The 21,397-nt window shown below is 51.4% G+C and carries 15 protein-coding genes and 2 tRNA genes; 10 read left to right on the top strand and 7 right to left on the bottom strand.

Going from position 1 to position 21,397, the window contains the following annotated elements:
- Window positions 1-92 precede the first annotated feature (92 nt).
- The gene (gene can, locus ccrud_RS07500; RefSeq protein ID WP_211271294.1) at window positions 93-2,912 is read right to left on the bottom strand and encodes an aconitate hydratase; all 2,820 of its coding nucleotides are present in this window, start codon (window positions 2,910-2,912) and stop codon (window positions 93-95) included.
- Window positions 2,913-3,281: 369 nt separating this feature from the next.
- Between can and ccrud_RS07495 the strand changes: the two genes are divergently transcribed.
- The 3 genes from ccrud_RS07495 to ccrud_RS07485 all read left to right on the top strand — a co-directional run bounded on the left by ccrud_RS07495 (window position 3,282) and on the right by ccrud_RS07485 (window position 7,198).
- Window positions 3,282-3,788 carry an Rv1476 family membrane protein gene (locus ccrud_RS07495; protein ID WP_066565766.1) on the top strand — a complete coding sequence of 169 codons (507 nt, stop codon included), beginning with the start codon at window positions 3,282-3,284 and terminating at the stop codon, window positions 3,786-3,788.
- Between the two features lie 506 nt (window positions 3,789-4,294).
- Window positions 4,295-6,058, top strand: a complete 1,764-nt coding sequence (locus tag ccrud_RS07490) for a DIP1281 family NlpC/P60 protein (RefSeq protein ID WP_066565764.1) — start codon at window positions 4,295-4,297, stop codon at window positions 6,056-6,058.
- Window positions 6,059-6,130: 72 nt separating this feature from the next.
- Window positions 6,131-7,198: a ferrochelatase gene (locus ccrud_RS07485; RefSeq protein ID WP_066565762.1), complete on the top strand. Its 1,068-nt coding sequence runs from the start codon at window positions 6,131-6,133 to the stop codon at window positions 7,196-7,198.
- Here the strand turns inward: ccrud_RS07485 and ccrud_RS07480 are convergent.
- Window positions 7,195-7,980, bottom strand: a complete 786-nt coding sequence (locus ccrud_RS07480) for a hypothetical protein (RefSeq protein WP_066569699.1) — start codon at window positions 7,978-7,980, stop codon at window positions 7,195-7,197. The two genes, ccrud_RS07485 and ccrud_RS07480, sit on opposite strands and share 4 nt — an antisense overlap.
- Window positions 7,981-8,025: 45 nt before the next feature.
- Between ccrud_RS07480 and ccrud_RS07475 the strand changes: the two genes are divergently transcribed.
- From ccrud_RS07475 to ccrud_RS07465, 3 genes are read left to right on the top strand one after another with little or no spacing between them, the layout of a single operon-like run.
- Window positions 8,026-8,871, top strand: a complete 846-nt coding sequence (locus ccrud_RS07475; RefSeq protein WP_066565760.1) for a DUF3097 domain-containing protein — start codon at window positions 8,026-8,028, stop codon at window positions 8,869-8,871.
- 54 nt (window positions 8,872-8,925) lie between these two features.
- Window positions 8,926-9,354, top strand: coding sequence for an NfeD family protein (locus tag ccrud_RS07470; protein ID WP_066565758.1), 429 nt, complete (start codon window positions 8,926-8,928; stop codon window positions 9,352-9,354).
- A 48-nt stretch (window positions 9,355-9,402) separates the two neighbouring features.
- On the top strand, window positions 9,403-10,677 hold the full coding sequence (locus ccrud_RS07465; protein WP_066565756.1) for an SPFH domain-containing protein: 1,275 nt from the start codon (window positions 9,403-9,405) through the stop codon (window positions 10,675-10,677).
- Between the two features lie 367 nt (window positions 10,678-11,044).
- Here ccrud_RS07465 and ccrud_RS07460 read toward each other — a convergent pair whose 3' ends face one another.
- Complete coding sequence (locus ccrud_RS07460; RefSeq protein ID WP_066565753.1) at window positions 11,045-11,644, bottom strand: DNA-binding protein; 600 nt, start codon at window positions 11,642-11,644, stop codon at window positions 11,045-11,047.
- A gap of 90 nt (window positions 11,645-11,734) precedes the next feature.
- Window positions 11,735-12,499: a TVP38/TMEM64 family protein gene (locus ccrud_RS07455; RefSeq protein ID WP_211271293.1), complete on the bottom strand. Its 765-nt coding sequence runs from the start codon at window positions 12,497-12,499 to the stop codon at window positions 11,735-11,737.
- Window positions 12,500-12,731: 232 nt separating this feature from the next.
- Between ccrud_RS07455 and ccrud_RS07450 the strand changes: the two genes are divergently transcribed.
- Genes ccrud_RS07450 through meaB form a run of 3 tightly spaced genes read left to right on the top strand, consistent with a single transcriptional unit; the run spans window position 12,732 to window position 17,890 of the window.
- Window positions 12,732-14,588 carry a methylmalonyl-CoA mutase family protein gene (locus tag ccrud_RS07450; protein WP_066565749.1) on the top strand — a complete coding sequence of 619 codons (1,857 nt, stop codon included), beginning with the start codon at window positions 12,732-12,734 and terminating at the stop codon, window positions 14,586-14,588.
- 4 nt (window positions 14,589-14,592) lie between these two features.
- A complete protein-coding gene (gene scpA, locus ccrud_RS07445; protein ID WP_066565747.1) occupies window positions 14,593-16,806 on the top strand; it encodes a methylmalonyl-CoA mutase in 2,214 nt (737 codons plus the stop codon).
- Complete coding sequence (gene meaB, locus ccrud_RS07440; RefSeq protein ID WP_066565745.1) at window positions 16,799-17,890, top strand: methylmalonyl Co-A mutase-associated GTPase MeaB; 1,092 nt, start codon at window positions 16,799-16,801, stop codon at window positions 17,888-17,890. Before scpA ends, meaB begins: the two co-directional genes overlap by 8 nt.
- Before the next feature lie 792 nt (window positions 17,891-18,682).
- Here meaB and ccrud_RS07430 read toward each other — a convergent pair.
- The 3 genes from ccrud_RS07430 to ccrud_RS07420 all read right to left on the bottom strand — a co-directional run bounded on the left by ccrud_RS07430 (window position 18,683) and on the right by ccrud_RS07420 (window position 19,641).
- A complete protein-coding gene (locus ccrud_RS07430; RefSeq protein ID WP_066565743.1) occupies window positions 18,683-19,294 on the bottom strand; it encodes a GNAT family N-acetyltransferase in 612 nt (203 codons plus the stop codon).
- A gap of 86 nt (window positions 19,295-19,380) precedes the next feature.
- A tRNA-Leu gene (locus ccrud_RS07425) sits at window positions 19,381-19,466 on the bottom strand.
- Between the two features lie 89 nt (window positions 19,467-19,555).
- Window positions 19,556-19,641, bottom strand: a tRNA-Leu gene (locus ccrud_RS07420).
- A 154-nt stretch (window positions 19,642-19,795) separates the two neighbouring features.
- Here ccrud_RS07420 and ccrud_RS07415 point away from each other — a divergent pair.
- Window positions 19,796-21,397: an ABC transporter transmembrane domain-containing protein gene (locus ccrud_RS07415; protein WP_245670189.1), complete on the top strand. Its 1,602-nt coding sequence runs from the start codon at window positions 19,796-19,798 to the stop codon at window positions 21,395-21,397.

Genomic DNA, 21,397 nt, shown 5'->3' with positions numbered 1-21,397 from the left:
AAGGGCCCCACCAGATCAGCTGATGTGGTGGGGCCCTAGCCGCAGTTAGTTGGACTAAAAATAGTCCAACTAACTGTTTGGTGATCTTCTAATTACTTAGAAGCCGCAGCCATCTGACGCAGCACGTACTGCAGGATGCCACCGTGGCGGTAGTAGTCAGCCTCACCTGGGGTGTCGATGCGGACAACTGCGTCGAATTCGACAACGTCGCCGCTTTCCTTGGTAGCGGTAACCTTGACGGTCTTTGGAATTCCACCCTCGTTGAGTGCGGTCAGTCCGGTGATGTCGAAGGTCTCGGTGCCCTCAAGTCCGAGGGACTCGTGGGACTCGCCTGCAGGGAACTGCAGTGGGACAACGCCCATACCGATGAGGTTAGAGCGGTGAATACGCTCGAAGGACTCGGTGATAACTGCGCGAACGCCAAGCAGGTTGGTGCCCTTTGCAGCCCAGTCACGGGAAGAACCAGTGCCGTATTCCTTACCACCAAGAACGACTAGCGGAATGCCAGCTGCCTTGTAGTTAACGGAAGCATCGTAGATGAATGCCTGTGGGGCATCAGCCTGGGTGAAGTCACGGGTGTAGCCACCGGTGATGTCAACCAGCTGGTTCTGGAGGCGGATGTTGGCGAAGGTGCCGCGCATCATGACCTCGTGGTTACCGCGCCTAGCGCCCAGAGAGTTGTAGTCCTGGCGGGATACACCGTGTGCATCCAAGTACTGAGCTGCAGGAGTACCTGGCTTAATGGAGGATGCAGGGGAGATATGGTCGGTGGTGACAGAGTCGCCGAGCTTTGCCAGAACGCGTGCGCCCTGGATATCTGCAACTGCTACTGGCTCAACAGGCATGCCGTCGAAGTAAGGAGCCTTGCGGATGTAAGTGGAGTTCTCATCCCACTCGAAGGTGTCACCGGTAGGAACGTTAAGTTCCTGCCACTGCTTGTCACCCTTGAAGACATCTGCGTAGTCAGCTTCGTAAAGCTCACGGGAGATTGCCTGCTGGATGGTCTCTTCGATTTCCTCGGTGGAAGGCCAGATGTCCTTCAGGAAGACATCGTTGCCATCCTGGTCCTGTCCAAGAGCTTCGTTCTCGAAATCGAAGTCCATGGTGCCAGCGATTGCGTAAGCAATGACCATGATTGGGGAAGCCAGGTAGTTCATCTTAACGTCAGGGGAGATACGTCCCTCGAAGTTACGGTTACCGGACAGAACTGCAGTTGCAGAAAGGTCGTGCTCGTTGATTGCAGCGGAGATTTCCTCTGGCAGTGGGCCGGAGTTACCGATACAAGTGGTGCAACCAAAGCCGGAAAGGTAGAAGCCCATAGCCTCTAGGTCCTTCCAGAGGTCTGCACGCTGGTAGTAGCCGTCGACAACCTGGGAACCTGGTGCACAGATGGTCTTAACCCAAGGCTTGGACTTAAGGCCCTTTTCTGCTGCCTTACGTGCGATCAGGCCAGCGCCGATCATCACGGAAGGGTTAGAGGTGTTGGTGCAAGAGGTGATGGAAGCAATAGCAACCATGCCGTGGTCGATGGTGTACTCGCCACCCTGTGGGGAAGCAACAGTCACTGGGTTAGAAGGACGACCTTCAGCGCCGGTAGCAAGAGACTCGCCCTCGCCAGCCCATGAAGCGTTGTAGTTGTCAGCGTTGACGCCGTCTTCTGGCTGTCCGCCACCTTCGTTAACCATGCGCTTTGCAGGGATGGAAGAATCAACGGAGATCTCATCGTTAGTGTAGGTTGGCAGATCCTTACGGAACTGCTCCTTTGCCTCGGTCAGCAGGATACGGTCCTGTGGACGCTTAGGGCCAGCGATGGAAGGAACAACGGTGGACAGGTCCAGCTCGAGGTACTCGGAGTACTCTGCTTCGACGGTGTCCTCATCGAGCCACATGCCCTGTGCCTTGGCGTAAGCCTCGACAAGTGCAACCTGCTCTTCTGGGCGGCCGGTGAGGCGCAGGTACTTGGTGGTCTCTTCGTCGATTGGGAACATCGCACAGGTGGAGCCGAACTCTGGGGACATGTTACCGATGGTTGCACGGTTAGCCAGAGGAACAGCCTTGACGCCAGAACCGTAGAACTCAACGAACTTCTGAACGACGCCGTGGTCGCGCAGCATTTCGGTGATGGTCAAAACGATATCGGTTGCGGTAACGCCAACTGGGATTTCACCAGTGAGCTTGAAGCCGACAACGCGAGGGATCAGCATGGATACTGGCTGTCCAAGCATTGCAGCCTCAGCTTCAATGCCGCCAACACCCCAGCCCAGGATGCCGAGGCCGTTTTCCATGGTGGTGTGGGAGTCGGTGCCGATGCAGGTATCTGGGTATGCAAGGCCATCATTGTCGAAGACAACGCGAGCCAAGTACTCGATGTTTACCTGGTGGACAATGCCGGTTCCTGGAGGAACAACGCGGAAGTTGGAGAAAGACTCAGAACCCCAACGCAGGAACTGGTAACGCTCCTCGTTGCGCTCGTACTCGATCTCAACGTTCTTAGCCAGTGCATCTGGGCGACCGAATGCTTCGACGATGACAGAGTGGTCAATGACCATTTCTGCTGGGTTCAATGGGTTGACGCCGTTAGGGTCGCCACCAAGCGCAGCAACTGCTTCGCGCATGGTTGCAAGGTCAACTACACAAGGAACACCAGTGAAGTCCTGCATGAGGACGCGAGCTGGGGTGAACTGGATTTCGATGCTTGGATCAGCAGATGCATCCCAGTTGGCGATAGCCTCAATGTGCTCGTTGGTGATGTTTGCGCCGTCTTCGGTGCGAAGAAGGTTCTCTCCGAGAACCTTCAGGGAGTAAGGCAGCTTCTCCATGCCAGGCACTGCAGAGAGAGCGAAGTAGTCATAAGACTTCTCGCCAACTTCAAGGGTGCTCTTAGCATTGAAGGAGTTCTTGCTTTCAGTCACAGTGAGCTCCAATTCTAACTTTTTTAGGGTGAGATTTCGCGACGGCGTCTGCTTCGGCTGAGCCGGCGTGAGAAAAACATCGGATTCTCATTCCACAAGGTTGTGGAAAAAGACCCTACGTCTTCATTATCCTAACAGTACAAGCGTTCTGGCGGGAATGTTGGTGAATTAGGCGCGTCAATACCTATAAGAATTTTTGTACTGCTAGCGTGTCTAATGTCTTTAGGCAGCGGTTTTAATAGTTTTTAACGAAGTGGGTATATGCGTGATGTGACTTTATGTCACCCCCTCATTTACCCCCACCATTGCTTAGTCCTAGTCAGTTGCCGCTCTTTCGTGAACCCATAATCAGTAGTGAAGGCTTTTAAGATGATTCCAGAAAATATCGACCTCAAGCAGCTCGCTTCAGAGCTTGGTGATGATGCGGTGTCCATGGGGGAGCACACGGGAAGTCAATTTCCAACTTTGGAACATGACCTCATTAATGCAGTATCCACAGCGGAGTCTTCAGACTTTGGCTCCCTGGGCATTGTCGTTCTGGATGACACTCCAGTTGTCACATCGGATCTTCGGGATATCGCTCAGGAATTATTAATGCAGTCGGATCTGGATTCTGTCATCGTGCGAGCCCCTCTATCTGGGGCGGTGGTTAGTGATGTGCATTCTCGTGCGGCACTGGAGTCTGGGCAGCATGACATGCTTGGGACAACAGATTATGTTCTTGGCACAGAGCTTCTGGTTCAAGGTGTAACGGATTCGTGGGTTACAAATATTGAATGGGTTCAGGTTTTAATCTGGGCCCTGGTTTTCTTGCTTGCGGTTGTAGGCGTTGCGGCAGTGTCGGTTCGCCGAAAAGCGGTTTTCTTTAATGAGTAAAGTCTGAAGACTTTACTCATTAATTTAGCCCACTCGCCTGAAAGATTTTCCTAAATGTCCACAAAGTGACATGTGTTCTCATGCAAAGTGATAAAAATCACAAACTTTCTTGTGGGGGTTAAAAATGCAGGCCAGAACATGCAAATGATTGCATGTTCTGGGCTTTTGTTATGTAACCGTTGTTAAAGATGTATCAAAAGTTACCAACGTGACTTATTGTGCAGATATCGACTCATGGGTTGTTTTTTAAATCTTCAATCTATTTCAGTAACAAGAGTTATCAAGCGTTTCAACTTGAAATGCTGGTTTTTCTTCCAGTTAGTTATTTGGGCAAACGGGGAAGCTTGCCATAAAAGCATCAACTGGGTAATGGAATTTATTGCAAGAGGAAGGGAAATGGCCTGCAGGTTTCGTAATGGAATGTGAAGTCTCCCTGTATTTATATTGGTGAATATCTAGCACCAGGACTTGATACATGGGGAATTTCGGATTGAACAGGAGAGCATGTGGCCAATCTAGAATCGATTCGCCCTGGAGTGCGCGCGGCACTTCGTCGTTCGCGTACCCAGTCAAAAGGTGCAGCTCTAACAAAGGCACTCATTGCTGTGGCCGTTAGCGGGGCACTGCTCAGTTCGGTACCCCCCGCTGTTGCTCAACCTCAAAATCCTGATGATGCTGCAATTACGCAGGCAGAAGAAAATGTTTCGGCGGGCGATGGGGAAGTCGCTCGCCTTGCAGGTTCTCTGTCTAGTACTGATGCAGAAATCAGTCAGGTGGAGTTGGAGATGGGTGCACTGCGCGAAGAGGTCAACAAATCTCTTGTAGATCTGCATGATGCGCAGGCCATTGCAGAACAAGCTCGCCAAGATGCGCAGGCCGCCAAAGCAGAATTAGATGAAACGCAGCAGCAAATTGAAGTTGCTCAAGAACGTTTGGATGAGATTTCCCGTGCTGCGTATCGTCAAAATGGTACGTCTAAAGGCCTTTCTGGAATTTCAGGTAACGGCAATTCTGATGATGCATTAGATCGCCAGACCTTTTTACGTACTACTGCCGAAAAGCAGCGCGCTGCAGTCGAAGAACTCGATCGCTTGCGTACGGAAAATGCCAATAAGGAATCTGCTTTAAGGCAGGCTCGCATTGTGGCAGAGCAGCGTGAAGCAGAGGCTGCGGAAAAACAGCGGCAAACTGAAGAAGCAATCGCGGAAAATAGTGAGCAACTCAATGTGTTGACTTCTAACCGCCTTACTTTGGTTGCGCAACGCGATGAGGCAGATCGTAATTTGGCAATTGCTCGCGCTGAAGCTGCAAACTTGCAGGGACAGCGTGCGGAGTATGAAGAATTCCAGCAAGCGGAAAAGGCGCGGATTCAGGCGGAAGCTGAAGCCGCGGCCGCTGCAGAGAAAAAACGTCGTGCGGATGAAGCTGCCGCTCAAGCCGCTGCAGAGGCTCAAGCTCAGGCAGCTGCTGCGCAAGCGGCCGCGCAGGCTGAGACAGAAGCTAATGATCGTGCGGCTGCACAGGAACGTGCTGTAGAGGCGCAATATGCTGCAGAGCAGGCCCAGCGTGAGGCTGAGTCCAGGGCTGAAAATGATGCTCAGGCTCAAGCTCTGCGCACACAGGCGCTGGAAGCGGCTGCTATAGCTGCTGCTGCGTTGATTGCAACTAGCCAATCGTCACATGCAACTACTGTGAATCCTTATCCTTCAGGTGAGGATGAGGATCCTGTCGATATTGCTGATCTACAAAGGCCAACAGAGTCTGAGAACTCTGGATCCAGTAATTCCACCGGTGGCAATTCCGAAACGGAATCCGGTAACGATTCCTCTGAGGTTATCTCTGGTGATCGAGCAGCACAGATTGAAACTGTTATTGCTCGCGCCATGAGCCAACTGGGCACGCAGTATGCATGGGGTGGTGGTAATGCGAATGGCCCAACCTTGGGTATTCGTGACGGTGGCGTGGCCGATTCTTACGGCGATTACAACAAGGTCGGTTTTGACTGTTCTGGCCTGACTTTGTATGCCTTTGCTGGCGTGGGTATTTCCCTGCCTCACTACACTGGCTACCAGTATCAATATGGAACGAAGGTGTCCCCTTCGGAGATGCAGCGCGGCGATCTGATTTTCTATGGCCCGGGAGCATCACAGCACGTTGCTATTTATCTTGGTGATGGCCAAATGCTTGAAGCGCCAAGTTCCGGATCTGTGGTTAAGATTTCCCCAGTTCGCTGGAGCGGAATGACCGAGAGCGCCGTGCGACTCATTTAGCTTCAGCCTATGAATCCTTGTGCTTTCATGCGCTTTTATGCAATATCAACCAAAAGTTGGTACGCTCCACGTATGAATGAACGCACATCGGATGCATTTGACGCCCTCCTTGTGCTCTCCTTCGGTGGTCCCGAAGGGCATGAGGAGGTTCGTCCGTTTTTGGAGAATGTCACTCGGGGTAGGGGTATCCCGCCAGAGCGTTTAGATGATGTGGCTGTCCATTATCACCACTTTGGTGGCGTGAGCCCCATCAATGCTCTCAATAAGGAAATTATCGCCAATGTGGAAACTGAGTTGGCATCCCGTGGCGTAGATTTGCCAGTTTATTTTGGCAACCGAAATTGGAAGCCTTTTGATAATGAGGCTGCAGATCTTATGGCCAAAGATGGTGTGAAAAACGCCTTGGTCTTGGCTACTTCAGCATGGGGTGGATATTCGGGTTGTCAGCAGTATCAAGAAGACATCCAGGGCATGATTGAGCACTTGGAGGCTCAGGAGGAATCGATTACCTTCACTAAATTGCGCCAATTCTATGATCACCCACGATTTGTGGGAACCATGGCTCGTTTGGTGCAGGATTCCTACGCGAAGCTGCCAGAGTATCTTCGCGGTGAAGCTCGTTTGGTTTTTACCGCGCATTCTATTCCGCTTGCTGCTGATGATGCTGCAGGAACTCCACAAGATGGTTCTTTGTATTCACAGCAGGTGAAGGAAGCTTCTGCGTTAATTGCGGCAGCTGCTGGGGTGGAAGATTTCGATGTGGTGTGGCAGTCTCGTTCCGGAAATCCGCGTACTCCGTGGTTGGAGCCAGATATCGTGGACCACGCTGTAGAGCTGCATGAAAAAGGCCAAAAAGCTCTGATTGTCTGCCCTGTAGGCTTTATTTCAGACCATATGGAAGTCATATGGGACCTAGATTCTGAGCTGATGGAAGAAGCTGAGAGGCGCAACATGGTGGTCGAGCGTGTTGCTACTGTAGGTCCGACACCAGATTTTGCAGCGCTGGTTGCCGATCTCATTGAAGAAGCTCAGCTCAAACGCATCATCGAACGCCTTGGCACATTGCCAGTTCGGGGCAGTTCGATAAATGGCGCTCCGTGTGGCGACGGGTGCTGTGGCACCTCTAAGGTCGCTGGCTAGGAGTGATAGTCCCTCGCGAATTCCGCGAGGGCATAGTTGACTCCAGCCATACGAGCGGTGCGGATATGGCTCCACAGCGAGATTAATTGTGGATCAAGACTGTGATCGCCAATTATTCCTTGCACCGTCTCCGCGATAGCTGCCACACGATCTGCACGGGCAAACAGCTTTGCGGACCGTGGAGGCACTGCAAAGGGGAGTCCAGGAGTGTCATAGAAATCTGACAACATGCCCACGGTAAGTCGGGGATTCTGGAGGGATTTTGGGGCAAGTGAAGCGTAGCCACTTGACTGGATGATTCGAGCTGACTGTTCTGTCGCTTGGCTTAGTAGCTGGTCTGCCTCACCTGGTGATACGGCGGTCAACATCGGGCGAAAACCTTCTACCTCAAGCAGATCCCATGCGGTGGCGTTTGTACCGCGATCGGGAATCAGCGCCCAAGCATGATGCTTATCGACGCCGCCGAGCACCAGCGCCCCCTCCTTGGAGGCGGAGGCAAGCTGGGCTGCACGTGAACCTGCCGGCAACGCCGGCACTTGGCCTGGACCGCTGAGTGCGAGAGTTAAAATGGGACCGTCGAAGGGGGCGTCGATAAGCGTGCTTGTGAGCTCTTTGATGGTGCGCAATAGATCTAATAGGCCACCATCACGGAAAGTGTGCGGGCCTCCGAGATCAACAAATGCCTCGATGACATCTTCGATGGGGACGAGATCGTATAGCCAGGCGCCGAGCCGGACGGCGGTATTTTGAAGCGGTGAATACACGTTTGCGCGAATTTCCATAGTGTTAGGAAACTGTAGTGCACCCATTGACTAGTGTGGTTAACCATGAGCTTTTCTGATCCTTATGCAGGCGATATTTTTGGTGGACACACCCGCAATAAACAACCGGAGTATCCAGACGTTCCGGCAAAACCTGGGCTTGTCGTGGAAGTTCGTGGAGATGGATTCGTCGGAGCCGTAACCGGTTTTGAACGCACCTATGATGGTGATTTCGTGCGTTTGGAGGATCGTCGAGGCCGTGACGCACTCTATAAGCTGCGCAAGGGTGCATTTATGATTGATGGGCAGATCGTGAATCTCACGCGGTTTGTGGAAAAACAAGCACCACGAAAATCCAATTCCGGATCACGCCGTGTGGAAAATGTGCAGGCCAAGGTCGCCGCACCTTCCCGTATTTGGGTAGAAGGTATCCATGACGCGGCAATCGTGGAAAAAGTATGGGGCCATGACCTCCGCGTTGAAGGCGTTGTCGTGGAATATCTGGAAGGTCTAGACAACCTTTCTGAGCGCTTGGAAGATTTCCAACCTGGACCTGGTCGCCGTATCGGAGTACTAGCCGACCATTTAGTTGAAGGCTCTAAAGAAACCCGTATGACCAGGTCTCTTCCTGCAGATGTGGCAGTGACCGGACATCCATATATTGATATCTGGGCGGCTGTAAAACCTGAACGCTTAGGCCTCAAATCCTGGCCAGAGGTTCCCTACGGCGAAGATTGGAAAACGGGCATCTGCAAGCGCGTGGGCTGGTCTGATCCAAAGGAAGGCTGGCACCGGGTATACAACGCCGTTAATTCTTTCCGCGACCTGGACTACACACTGATTGGTGCCGTAGAGAGACTGGTGGACTTTGTGACAAACCATGATCTGAGTAAAGAAGATGTATTGGCATAAGATTAATGCACTGAAAACCTGCCCTCGGACTGAAGATTATGTAGGGTGGCCTGCGTGGGAGCAATAATTTGGTTTATCGGCGCATTAGTTCTTGCTGGCTTGGAATTAGCAGTGGGAGAGTTCACTTTGTTGATGCTGGGCGGTGCTGCATTGGCCACTGCCGGCGTTGCACTCATCGGTGTTCCTTTGTGGGCGGAATTTATCACTTTCGCAGTAGCTTCTGCCGCGTTGTTGCTATTTATCCGTCCCATGATCAGGAAAAGGCTACTCAAGCCACAAGTGCTTGATTCCTCCCCTCGAGCACTTGTTGGACACCGGGCTGAAGTCTTAGAAGACGTCGATTCCTCTGGTGGCATGGTGCGCCTGGATGGCTCAATCTGGTCTGCTAAAAGCATTGATCCCACCCATACCTTTGTGGAAGGTGAGTTTGTCAGCGTCATTGATATTCAAGGAACCACCGCGATTGTGTGGAAAGAATCTTAAAACATATCCAACTGTAACTGGCCATCCTCAACTTAAACTGGAGTAACGATGACAGGACTCATCCTCGCCATAGTTTTCCTGGTCTTTGTCGCTGTCGTGGTGATCAAGTCCATAGCCCTGATTCCTCAAGGTGAAGCCGCTGTTATTGAACGCCTGGGCAGCTATACCCGCACGGTCTCCGGCGGCCTGACCTTGCTGGTGCCCTTCATTGATAGAGTGCGCGCCAAGATTGATACTCGTGAACGAGTCGTCTCTTTCCCTCCGCAGGCTGTTATTACCCAAGATAACCTAACCGTAGCTATCGATATCGTGGTGACCTTCCAGATCAATGAGCCTGAACGCGCCATCTACGGCGTGGACAACTACATTGTCGGTGTGGAGCAGATCTCTGTTGCTACCCTGCGTGACGTCGTCGGTGGCATGACCCTGGAAGAAACACTGACCTCTCGCGAAGTTATTAACCGCCGTTTACGCGGTGAGCTTGATGCTGCAACTACTAAATGGGGACTGCGCATCAGCCGTGTGGAGCTAAAAGCCATTGATCCACCTCCATCAATTCAGCAGTCCATGGAAAAGCAGATGAAGGCGGACCGTGAGAAGCGTGCGACGATCCTGACTGCTGAAGGTCAACGAGAAGCTGATATCAAAACTGCCGAAGGTGAAAAGCAGGCTAAGATTCTGCAGGCCGAAGGCGCGAAGCATGCAGCAATTTTGACAGCAGAGGCTGAACGCCAGGCGATGATCCTTCGTGCAGAGGGCGAACGTGCGGCACGCTATCTACAAGCACAAGGTGAAGCGCGAGCTATTCAAAAGGTTAATGCAGCAATCAAGTCTGCCAAATTGACTCCGGAAGTTCTTGCATATCAGTACCTGGAAAAGCTTCCTAAAATCGCAGAAGGCAACGCATCTAAGATGTGGGTCATTCCGAGCCAGTTCTCTGATTCCCTGGAGGGCTTCGCCAAGCAATTCGGCGCCAAGGATTCGGAAGGCATCTTCCGTTATGAACCACACGCGGTGGATGAAGAAACCAAAGATATTGCCAATGCAGACAATATCGAGGAGTGGTTCTCTACAGAATCAGACCCAGAAATTGCAGCAGCAGTAGCAGCCGCCAACGCAGTGGCCAACAAGCCAGTGGATCCAGATCCAGCAGAGCTGCTCACCCAGAAGCCAGCCAAACAAGTGGTCGAACCTGAAGCAGTATTAGAAGCACTGCAAAATGGTAACCACAGCATGCCAGAAGTTGAGGCAGCACCACCTGTGCAAGATTATGGACAGGAATCCCCGGAGGATTACTCCGGGGATTATCCAGGCCGAAACTAGTGCTAAGAGGGGGAAGCGCCGAAGATATATCTTCGGCGCTTCCCCCTCTTAGTTTAGTCTCTTCTAAAGTCGTTTAAGCGATTGAATTTTTAAGAAGGTGTACTTATATCACTTGAGGTTCAATGCAGTTTTAAAAGTGATTCTGTGAGGTCAATTTTTCTCACCCTAAGATCATTTTTTAGCCGCACTTTATCCGAAGACCAAAGGAAGCCTATAGTGACTAGGTTGTTGGTCAAATGCGGCGGTGTGCGGAGGTTGCCTCACTCAGATCGCTAAACACCAGGGCCGAAAGCCTAACATCAGGTGAAGCGCCTCTGAAAAACCAAGAGCAAAGCCCTGATGCTTAATAGTTGTGAAAGTCAGTTGTTTAACGCTTGCCAGCTTGCTCAATGAGATTGACCGCTAATTGCCAACCGGCGGATTCTGCTTGCCAACCAGCTGCTTGCAAACGTTGAGACATTGCCTGCTTAGAGATACCAAGCTCTTGAGCTGCTTCATTTTGGTTAAAACCTGACCGCACCAGGGACGTAGCTTCCCGTCCTTCTTGAGTGCGCTTAGAAAGCACCTGACCAATCAGGGTAAATGCTGCGGAAATATTAAATGCATGAGTATTGTCTCGCTTGGTTCCAGCAATTCGAACCTTTACAGTTCCAGCTTTGGTGGTGGGGCGTAATGCATCAGAAGCGATTTTCTTTGCTTGTGTAATAGCAGCTTCATCTGAATGGTCGGCAATTCCATCGGCTGAAGGCACAACGCCCATTCCGATAGCCCAATCACCTGCGGCGAGCAGTGCCATTACAACATCACACGCGGATACCGGCGAGGTGATGTGAGCACGAATTTCCTCAACTCCAATAACCTCGAATTGGCCAGCACCTTCCAATGTGGATAAAGCTTCTGCAAATCTCTTAACCAACTCGGCTCGTCTTGTGTCGCGGCCGCGGTATCTGGCATGCAGTGCCCACATAGATGGCTGCCCCCTTGTATCGTGTGTGAAGTAAGTGCTAGCTGACATAGCGAATTAAAGAATTTCTTCCCTAACACTACCTCATAATGTCTACTTTGCAGGCTTGACTGGCATCTTTTGGTCTAAAAAGATGCCCAAAACGCCTAAAACACCTAAAAAGATACTGAACGCAATGGCAGGAGAGTTTCCTGCTCCTGTAAACGCATCACCAAGAACCACGGTGACAATTGTTCCTGGTGCGGAACCAATAAGTGTGGCAATCATAAAGGACAAGAGCGGAACGCTAGTTAGCGCAGCGACATAATTAAGAATAGAAAATGGGATTGCTGCGATCATCCTCAACGATGTGATGGCTAGCCAGCCTCGTTGTTCTAAACGCGTGTTGATTCGAGTAACCGCGGGGTGCTTTAACCGTGGCGCCATCCATTTACCTAACAGCAAGCGCACAATCAGAAGAGAGGTAACAGCAGAGATTGTGGTGGCACCAAGAGCTACGACTGAGCCCATAACCGGACCGAATAACACTCCAGCTGCCAAGGTAAGAAAAGTTCTAGGGATAGGGAACTGGGTCACCAAGATATAAAAGCCGCAAAAGAAGAAGATGAATGCATTTCCAGCGTCATCTGCCCATTCGCGGTACACCGAAATGGGGGGAATATCTACCCAAAAAGTCACTAATACCGCTGCGATTAATATGCCGAATACGGTAATTTTTTTCCAGATGCTCCACCTAAAAATGCTGTGTAATGCATCATTAAAAAGCGAGCTAAAGAAGTGGGAAACCGTGGAAATTGGGGTATTGAAGTGTCCGGCGGTTTCCGCGGGAGACTCCTCGGCCTCGCCTGTGTCATGCATAGGAAATACCATACAGTTGTGTACTCGTGATCAAAATATTCGGTCAAAATGAATGTATTAATACCGGGTACTGACTACCGTGGTATGAGCTAGTAAATACTGCCATTGCGAGATTTGCAAAGGTAGCTAACATGCTTGGTAATTTCGTAGGTCTACACATGTGTACATTCCCTCAAAAGGGCAAAACGCATGAGGAAAACCTCATTCATAAGCGAGAGAAAGTAAGTCTGCTTTGACTGATCTTACAAAGACTGCCGTACCCGAGGATCTCTCGGGAAACCTTGACACGTGGTACAAGGCCGTGGCTGGCGTTTTTGCGCGTGCCCAGAAAAAAGATGTAGGAGATATTCCTACAGATATCTGGAAGAAACTCATCGTCACCACTCCTGATGGCGTTGATATTAATCCTTTGTATACCCGCGTGGATGAAACTAATCGGCAGCTGGTTGAAGTACCTGGAGAGTTTCCTTTCACCAGAGGTGCTAGCGCTGACCAAGAACGCACCGGTTGGGGTGTCACTGAAACTTTCGGTACTGATGAGACTTCTGTAAAAGAAATCAATGAAGCAGTGCTTCATGCATTGAATTCTGGAACTACCACGCTAGCCTTCGAGTTCTCTGAAGACTTCACCGCGGCTGACCTCCCAGATGCGCTTGAGGGTGTGCACCTCAATATGGTGCCACTGCTGGTTCATGCTGGAGCTAACACCACAGAGGTAGCGAGGGAGCTCTATGCATTGGCGGAGGAAGCAGGCACACCTTTCGCGGCGCTCACGCTTGGTTCACGTCCGTTGACTGCGCAGGTAGATGGAACCATCAGTGATTCTGTTGATGAGGCAATTGAGCTGGCTAAAAATGCTGCAAAGCGAGCTCAGGTTCGCGCAATTGTGGTCGATGGTTCAAGCTTTGCTAATCAGGGTGCATCTGATGCTCAAGAAATTGGTTTGAGCCTTGCTGTTGGTGTGGATTATGTCAGGCGTCTTGTTGCAGCTGGTCTAGATGCCAAAACCGCTTTGTCTCAGCTATCGTTCCGTTTCGCTATTACAGATGAGCAGTTTGCACAGATCTCTAAGCTTCGTGTGGCTAGGAGGCTGTGGGCTCGCGTATGTGAGGTCTTGGAGCACCCAGAAGAGGGCTCTGCACCACAACATGCAGTCACCGCTCGTGCCATGTTTAGCCAGCGTGACCCATGGGTAAACATGCTGCGCAGCACCGTGGCGGCTTTTGCTGCTGGTGTAGGCGGAGCTACTGATGTAGAAGTCCGCAATTTCGATGATGCTATTGCTGGCGGAGTTCCTGGTGTATCCCGCAACTTTGCGCACCGCATTGCGCGCAACACTAACCTGTTGTTACTGGAAGAATCCCACCTTGGACATGTGATTGATCCTGCCGGTGGTTCTTACTTCGTGGAAAGCTTCACCAATGACCTAGCGCAAAAAGCATGGGAAGTATTTTCCGGCATCGAAGCACAAGGTGGCTTTAGCGAAGCGTTTGCTGCTGGTCAGATCAGCGACATGCTGGATCAGACATGGGAGAAAACCCGCAAGGACATTGCGTCCAGGAAGAAGAAGCTCACTGGTATCAATGAATTCCCTAACCTGGCAGAGACTCCATTGCCTGCAGAGCGTCGGGTAGAACCATTCGGTGTGCGCCGTTGGGCAGCTGACTTTGAAGAACTGCGTAACCGCTCGGATGCCTTCTTGGGAAAAACTGGTGCACGACCAAGCATCACATTGATTCCTTTGGGGCCATTGTCCAAGCACAATATTCGCACTGGATTTACCACCAACCTGTTGGCTTCCGGTGGCATTGTCTCCATCAACCCAGGACAGCTCGTCCCAGGTACTGCGGAATTTGCAGACACCGCCAAGGCAGCAGAAATTGTCGTGGTGTGTGGAACTGATCAAGAGTATGCCGAAACGGGAGAGGGAGCCGTCGAAAAGCTCCGCGAAGCGGGCCTTAACCGCATCCTGCTTGCTGGTGCGCCAGCAAGCTTTGAGGGCAGCTCGCAGGCGCCTGATGGATACCTGAACATGACAATCGATGCCGCGGCAACGCTGGCTGACCTGCTTAAGGCATTGGGAGCTTAAAATTATGACTACCATCCCCAATTTTTCCGAGATCCCATTGACTTCTGGCGAGAGTGCAGAAGCACCTCGCGGTACTGATGCTGGACAGGTGTGGAACACCCCAGAAGGCATTGATGTCAAGCGTGTATTTACACAAAATGACCGTGATCAGGCCCAGGAAGCTGGACATCCGGTAGATTCTTTGCCTGGCCAAAAGCCATTCATGCGTGGACCTTATCCCACCATGTACACCAACCAACCATGGACAATCCGCCAGTACGCAGGATTTTCTACTGCTGCGGAATCCAATGCTTTTTACCGCCGTAACCTTGCGGCCGGTCAGAAGGGGCTGTCGGTTGCTTTCGACCTCGCAACTCACCGTGGCTACGACTCAGATAATGAACGCGTAGTTGGAGATGTCGGCATGGCTGGCGTGGCTATTGACTCCATTCTGGATATGCGCCAGCTTTTTGATGGCATTGATCTTTCCAGCGTGTCTGTATCCATGACCATGAATGGTGCAGTGCTGCCTATTCTGGCGTTTTATATCGTGGCTGCCGAAGAACAAGGCGTGACCCCAGAGCAACTAGCTGGCACGATCCAAAACGATATTCTCAAAGAATTCATGGTGCGCAACACCTATATCTACCCGCCAACGCCATCGATGCGCATCATTTCCAATATCTTCGAGTACACCTCCTTGAAGATGCCACGCTTTAACTCCATTTCGATTTCTGGCTATCACATCCAGGAAGCCGGTGCGACCGCCGATCTCGAGCTTGCCTACACACTGGCCGATGGCATCGAGTACATCCGGGCCGGTAAAGAAGTAGGACTTGACGTAGATAAATTTGCGCCACGTTTGTCCTTCTTCTGGGGCATTTCCATGTACACCTTCATGGAAATCGCGAAATTGCGTGCAGGTCGTCTGCTGTGGAGCGAATTGGTTGCTAAATTCGAGCCAAAGAACGCAAAGTCCCAGTCCCTGCGTACGCACTCACAGACTTCTGGCTGGTCACTGACCGCTCAAGATGTGTACAACAACGTTGCCCGCACCGCGGTCGAAGCGATGGCAGCAACCCAGGGACATACTCAGTCGCTACACACCAATGCACTCGATGAGGCGTTGGCTCTGCCGACTGATTTCTCTGCGCGTATTGCACGAAACACCCAGCTGTTACTGCAACAAGAGTCCGGTACCGTGCGTCCGGTTGATCCATGGGCTGGTTCTTATTACGTGGAATGGTTGACCAATGAATTGGCTAACCGCGCACGCAAGCACATTGAAGAGGTAGAAGAAGCTGGCGGCATGGCACAAGCCACAGCTCAGGGTATTCCGAAACTGCGCATTGAAGAATCTGCTGCGCGCACCCAGGCACGTATCGATTCCGGCCGTCAAGCTCTCATTGGTGTGAACCGCTATGTGGTTGAGGAAGATGAGCAAATTGAAGTCCTCAAGGTGGATAACACCAAGGTGCGTGCGGAGCAGCTGGCTAAGCTTGCCCAGCTGCGTGCAGAACGCGATGACGCGGAAGTCAAGGCCGCTCTTGAGGCATTGACCGCAGCAGCACGCAATGAGCATAAAGAACCTGGCGATTTGGAGCAGAACTTGCTCAAACTTGCTGTCGATGCAGCTCGTGCCAAGGCTACAATTGGAGAAATCTCCGATGCTTTGGAGGTCGTCTTTGGACGCCACGAAGCAGAAATCAGAACTCTGTCCGGCGTCTACAAGGACGAAGTTGGAAAGGAAGGCACTGTGAGCAACGTCGAACGCGCGATTGCACTGGCGGATGCCTTTGAAGCAGAAGAAGGCCGTCGCCCTCGTATCTTCATCGCCAAGATGGGACAAGATGGACATGACCGCGGACAGAAGGTCGTCGCCTCCGCCTATGCCGATCTGGGCATGGACGTAGACGTAGGCCCACTGTTCCAGACCCCAGCCGAAGCAGCCCGCGCTGCCGTGGACGCAGATGTCCACGTGGTTGGCATGTCTTCTCTTGCCGCAGGTCACCTGACCTTGCTGCCAGAGCTGAAAAAGGAATTGGCAGCCCTGGGTCGCGATGACATTCTGGTCACCGTGGGCGGCGTGATCCCTCCAGGAGATTTCCAAGAACTCTACGATATGGGTGCAGCTGCCATCTACCCACCGGGAACTGTTATCGCAGAATCCGCGATGGACCTGATCACCAGGCTTGCAGCACACTTGGGCTTTGACCTGGATGTGGATGTGAATGAGTGACCACGGTTTCCTAGAAAATAATCTGGGCACCCTCACCACCACAGGAGGCACAGATCTGGGAAGCAGCACCGCGGTGGCACCGGAGGCGCTTAAACGCGCCCGCCAGCGCATTGATGTCCAGATGCTTTACGACGCGGTCCTCCAGCACGACCGTACCCAAATGGCCCGCGCAATCACCCTTTTGGAATCCACGGCAGCAGCTCACCGAGCATTAGCTCAAGAGCTGTTGGTAAAACTCCTGCCACATTCCGGAAACGCTTTGCGCATCGGCATCACTGGCGTACCTGGTGTTGGAAAATCCACGTTCATCGAAGCATTTGGTCTCCACCTGATTGAACACGGCCATAAGGTAGCCGTCGTTGCGATTGACCCCTCCTCAACCAAAACCAGGGGCTCAATTCTTGGCGATAAAACTAGAATGTCCAAACTCTCCAACGCGGAGAATGCCTTCATTAGGCCTTCACCATCTGCTGGAACTCTAGGCGGAGTAGCAAAAGCTACCCGTGAAGCAATGGTGGTATTTGAAGCCGCAGGCTACGACATCATCATCGTGGAAACCGTTGGTGTGGGACAAAGCGAAGTTGCAGTGTCCCACATGGTGGATATCTTCACTTTCTTGGCACTATCCGGCGCAGGTGACCAACTCCAAGGCATCAAAAAAGGTGTTTTGGAAATGGCAGAATTGGTGGCCATCAACAAGGCTGATGGCCCTAATGAAAAGCCTGCAAAACGAGCAGCCCGTGACCTTGCTTCAGCATTACGCATGGTCCGCAGCCCAGAAGAGCTCTGGCACCCACCAACAATCACCATGTCAGCTATCGAAGGCACAGGCGTAGCAACCTTTTGGGGACACGTCCAAGACCATCACAAGCTCATGGTGGAAGCCGGTGAATTTGAAAAACGCCGCCGCGATCAACAAGTGGGATGGACATGGTCAATGGTCCATGAAACCATCCGCATGCGCCTGGAAAACGATCCCGGAGTGCAATCCGTGAGCCAAGACATGGAACGCGCCCTGAGAAATGGAACAACAACGCCCACACTAGCTGCTCAAAATATCCTGACAGCTTTTGATAAGGCCTAGCTAGACTTTAAAGCCCTCGCATCTACGTGATGTGAGGGCTTTTCTGTATTTCAGAGGGCTAGATTGAGGCAGTTGTGCTGTGTTGATGGTGCATGAGTGTTAGGACCAGACCAGGCGACCAAAGCGCTGCTGAAAAGTAAGTTCTTGGTCGCCCTGTCTGGTAGCTCGGTTTTGGCACCAGACCAGGTGACCAAGATTTTTGATTTCGCTTGAGCTTTGGTCACCTGGTCTGGTTTCGCTCCAATGGGGGAAAAATCTTCCCTAAAGCCGTGAAAAAGTGCCCTCTTAGAATCGCTTTTAAGCGCCTTTGAGGTTCTAGTTGATACAAATACTCGTTTTAAAAATATGAAGCTTTAAACAGGCCATGGTCCCAAGTAGTGCGCTTCGGTTGATCACACCAGGATCAACCATGTATCCAAAATAGACTCATCACCTGGATAAGTAAACGCGGTGCTATTGGTATTCCTAAATAGCAGGTCAGGTCCTGCTGACAGAAGTGTTTTATATATCTTCATTAAAGGAAATGCGGGTGCCTTCATCTTCATGACGAGCTTGTCGGAGAGCCTCAAGATCTGCGCGACGTTCAAGATCATCAAGCAGTTCTAAGTCTTCGACCCAGACGATGGCTGTAACAGCTTTTCCATGTTGCGTGATCGTAGTTCGTCCGCCCGCAAAGGTGGCACGGTGGATGACATCTCCGGCTTATTTCCGGAGATTATCTAAAGAGACAGTTACTAAATTGGTACTCATAAATTAATCATGCCTGCAAAAGCACAAAATCAATGCTGCTTACTACACCGTAGGCATGGCTGGTGGTTTCCACATGGCTAGTTCTTGGGTACCAGAGTCTTTGGCTGGAATATAGCCCAGTGGGACAAAACCCAAGCGGTTATATAGCTGTGCGGCTCGGGTGGATGTTGCTTCCAAATAAATGGCTTCCTCGCCGGCTCGGTCAATGCCATGGTTGAGCAAAGCGCTGCCCACGCCAGTTCCACGAGCAGATGCTGCGGTGGCAATAGTATAGAGGTACCAATGGGAAAATCGTGGGTGGAATCTAGCGGAATTAAGTTCATTGAGTACTATTTGCGCAGCTTTGACACCAAAAATAGAGACAAGCTGGGGGAGTATCGAGGCTTGATCGAGGGCGCTGTGTTTTCCATCGGGGCGATCCCAGAGCGCAACACCAACAATTTCGTCTTCCTCATTGCGTGCAATATCAATATTTCCAGCTACTGCATATTGTTTTTCAATCTGGAGCTGAAACAGTGCACGAAGCCGCTGTGATCCAGGATCAGGCTGCGGCAAGGCTCTTAAAAAGGCGGGGTCTTGTGCAAATGCTTCTACGAGAATATCGATGATCGTGGAGTGATCTGCTGTACTGGCTGGAAAAACGCTAAGACTCATGAGATCCAGAGTAGTCTCTTACAGAAAACGCAAAATGATCCTGTACAAGAAAAATCTTGTACAGGATCACTATCAGCATAAAACTGTGCCCGGAGGGGGACTTGAACCCCCACGTCCGTTAATAGGACACTAGCACCTCAAGCTAGCGCGTCTGCCATTCCGCCACCCGGGCTGGGTGTGTGAGTAATATATAAAAGGCATAAGGTAAGACTCTGAGCTTAAATTTAAGTTCAGAGCCTTAAATACTGTCTCAACACAGTGTGCCCGGAGGGGGACTTGAACCCCCACGTCCGTTAATAGGACACTAGCACCTCAAGCTAGCGCGTCTGCCATTCCGCCACCCGGGCTGGGTGATTAAGGGCTTGTTTGCCCTTGGCTCGAAATAAACAATAGCCCGAATCTTTAATGGAACACAAATCTGCAGGTCACTCACTAAAACTCAAATTTAGACTTACAGCTTTGTAAGTCTGAACCATACTTTACTGCGGTAGTGTTTTTTCCATGACGAATGAATTCCCAAGGATGCGTACTTGGTCCTGGTTTGTTCCGGAATCGCCAGAAGAGGGCACACCGTTGCTGCCCAAACTGGATAATTCCACGACTCGGAAGAGCGCTTGGTCATTATTGTGGGCTTTTCCTGCAGGTACCTGGGTTTTGGTATCTAGCATCCTGTTTTCTAGTGTGCTTGGTGCAATGACCTCATTGGTTGTTGGACGTGGCACGGAATGGGTCTTTGGTTCAGGGGAGTTATTGCCTGTCATCATCGTGTCGGTGGCTCTAGCTGTGCTGTTGTGGGTGATCTACATCTTGGAGGGCACGTCTGATGCATTAACTGATCTTTCCAGTGCCAGGGTGGTGCATAGCCTGCGGTTAGAGCTGTCTGGAAGGTTGGTAACAACACCGAGAAATTCTTTAACTCCTGGTGAGGTATTGAATACGGTTGACCAGGACTCAGTGCAAGTCGGTGGGCTGAAGCAGATACTTAATTTTCCCATCATGATGGTGGGTTATCTGTTGGGTTCTACTATGTCTATTGCGCCGATTTCTCCTGTTATTGCAGTGCTATTGGTTGTTGGCGGAACGTGTACTGCGCTGGCGTCTTATTTCACGGCCACACCTCTAACTCAAATTTCGGCGAAAAGGCGTGCTGCGGAGTCTCGAGCTATTTCTTTGGCAACGGATGTGGCTCAGGGATCGCGGGTGGTGAAAGGTCTGGGAGCTGTATCGCAGACCGAAGAACGCTTTGGAGCAGCAGCAGATGCAGCTCTTGGGATTATGTTGAAAGAAGTACGGCTTCAAGCAACGCTGACATTTGTGCGACAACTCGTACCAGCTATGTTTTCTATCGGGCTGTTGTCTTATGCTGCAATGCTGGCCTTCAATGGGGAGATCACCAGTGGTGCGATGCTCACCGTGACGTTGCTGGTTCCTCCTTCCTTAACGGTGTTGGGTGTTTCCCTTGGCATGATGACGGAAATCTGGGCGAGGGGACAGGCCTCTACTAAGAGGGTGCATGACCTAACCGCGGAGCTGGATCGAGCAAGCACCAAACCTCAACCCGAGGCCAGTTCCCTGCGCTTTGAAAAGGGAATTACTGTGTGGGATCCTTCGACTCCTGAGGCGCGAGATTTAATTGATCGTGAATTGGAAGCCCTGCAGACCAGAAATGATGTGATCGTGGCGCCACACCGTGTGAGTGTGTTTGAAGGTGTGCTGGAGGATAATTTGAATCCTTTAAATACTGTGACCCCGACTATGCTTCGGGCATCACTGTATGCCGCAAGCTGCGAAGATATCATCAGCAGATTGGGTGGAGATTTGTTTATGGAAGAAGATTTTGAGTTTCCGGATACGTTGATCGGTGAGGCCGGCTTGAATTTATCGGGTGGGCAGCGACAAAGAATTGCTCTTGCACGATTTTTAGCAGTGGATCCAGAGGTCCTCATTTTGGATGAGCCGACCACGGGATTAGATGCGGTGACACTGGATGAAGTGGCGCAGCGCGTCGAAAAGCTTCGTCAAGGCCGGAGCACGGTGGTTATTACGTCAAACCCGACGTGGCACGGCGTCGCAAAGCATATTCAATCGGATTGGGCGAACTGA

The sequence above is a fragment of the Corynebacterium crudilactis genome (assembly GCF_001643015.1).
Lineage (GTDB): Bacteria > Actinomycetota > Actinomycetes > Mycobacteriales > Mycobacteriaceae > Corynebacterium > Corynebacterium crudilactis.
This window is presented reverse-complemented; position numbering and strand designations above follow the sequence as displayed.

Excerpts from the sequence above, each read along its gene's own strand:
- ccrud_RS07465 (WP_066565756.1), top strand. The coding sequence starts at position 9,403 with ATGACAGGACTCATCCTCGCCATAGTTTTCCTGGTCTTTGTCGCTGTC.
- ccrud_RS07475 (WP_066565760.1), top strand. The coding sequence starts at position 8,026 with ATGAGCTTTTCTGATCCTTATGCAGGCGATATTTTTGGTGGACACACC.
- ccrud_RS07485 (WP_066565762.1), top strand. The coding sequence starts at position 6,131 with ATGAATGAACGCACATCGGATGCATTTGACGCCCTCCTTGTGCTCTCC.
- ccrud_RS07430 (WP_066565743.1), bottom strand. The coding sequence starts at position 19,294 with ATGAGTCTTAGCGTTTTTCCAGCCAGTACAGCAGATCACTCCACGATC.
- ccrud_RS07455 (WP_211271293.1), bottom strand. The coding sequence starts at position 12,499 with ATGCATGACACAGGCGAGGCCGAGGAGTCTCCCGCGGAAACCGCCGGA.
- ccrud_RS07415 (WP_245670189.1), top strand. The coding sequence starts at position 19,796 with ATGACGAATGAATTCCCAAGGATGCGTACTTGGTCCTGGTTTGTTCCG.
- ccrud_RS07495 (WP_066565766.1), top strand. The coding sequence starts at position 3,282 with ATGATTCCAGAAAATATCGACCTCAAGCAGCTCGCTTCAGAGCTTGGT.
- ccrud_RS07480 (WP_066569699.1), bottom strand. The coding sequence starts at position 7,980 with ATGGAAATTCGCGCAAACGTGTATTCACCGCTTCAAAATACCGCCGTC.
- meaB (WP_066565745.1), top strand. The coding sequence starts at position 16,799 with ATGAGTGACCACGGTTTCCTAGAAAATAATCTGGGCACCCTCACCACC.
- scpA (WP_066565747.1), top strand. The coding sequence starts at position 14,593 with ATGACTACCATCCCCAATTTTTCCGAGATCCCATTGACTTCTGGCGAG.
- ccrud_RS07460 (WP_066565753.1), bottom strand. The coding sequence starts at position 11,644 with ATGTGGGCACTGCATGCCAGATACCGCGGCCGCGACACAAGACGAGCC.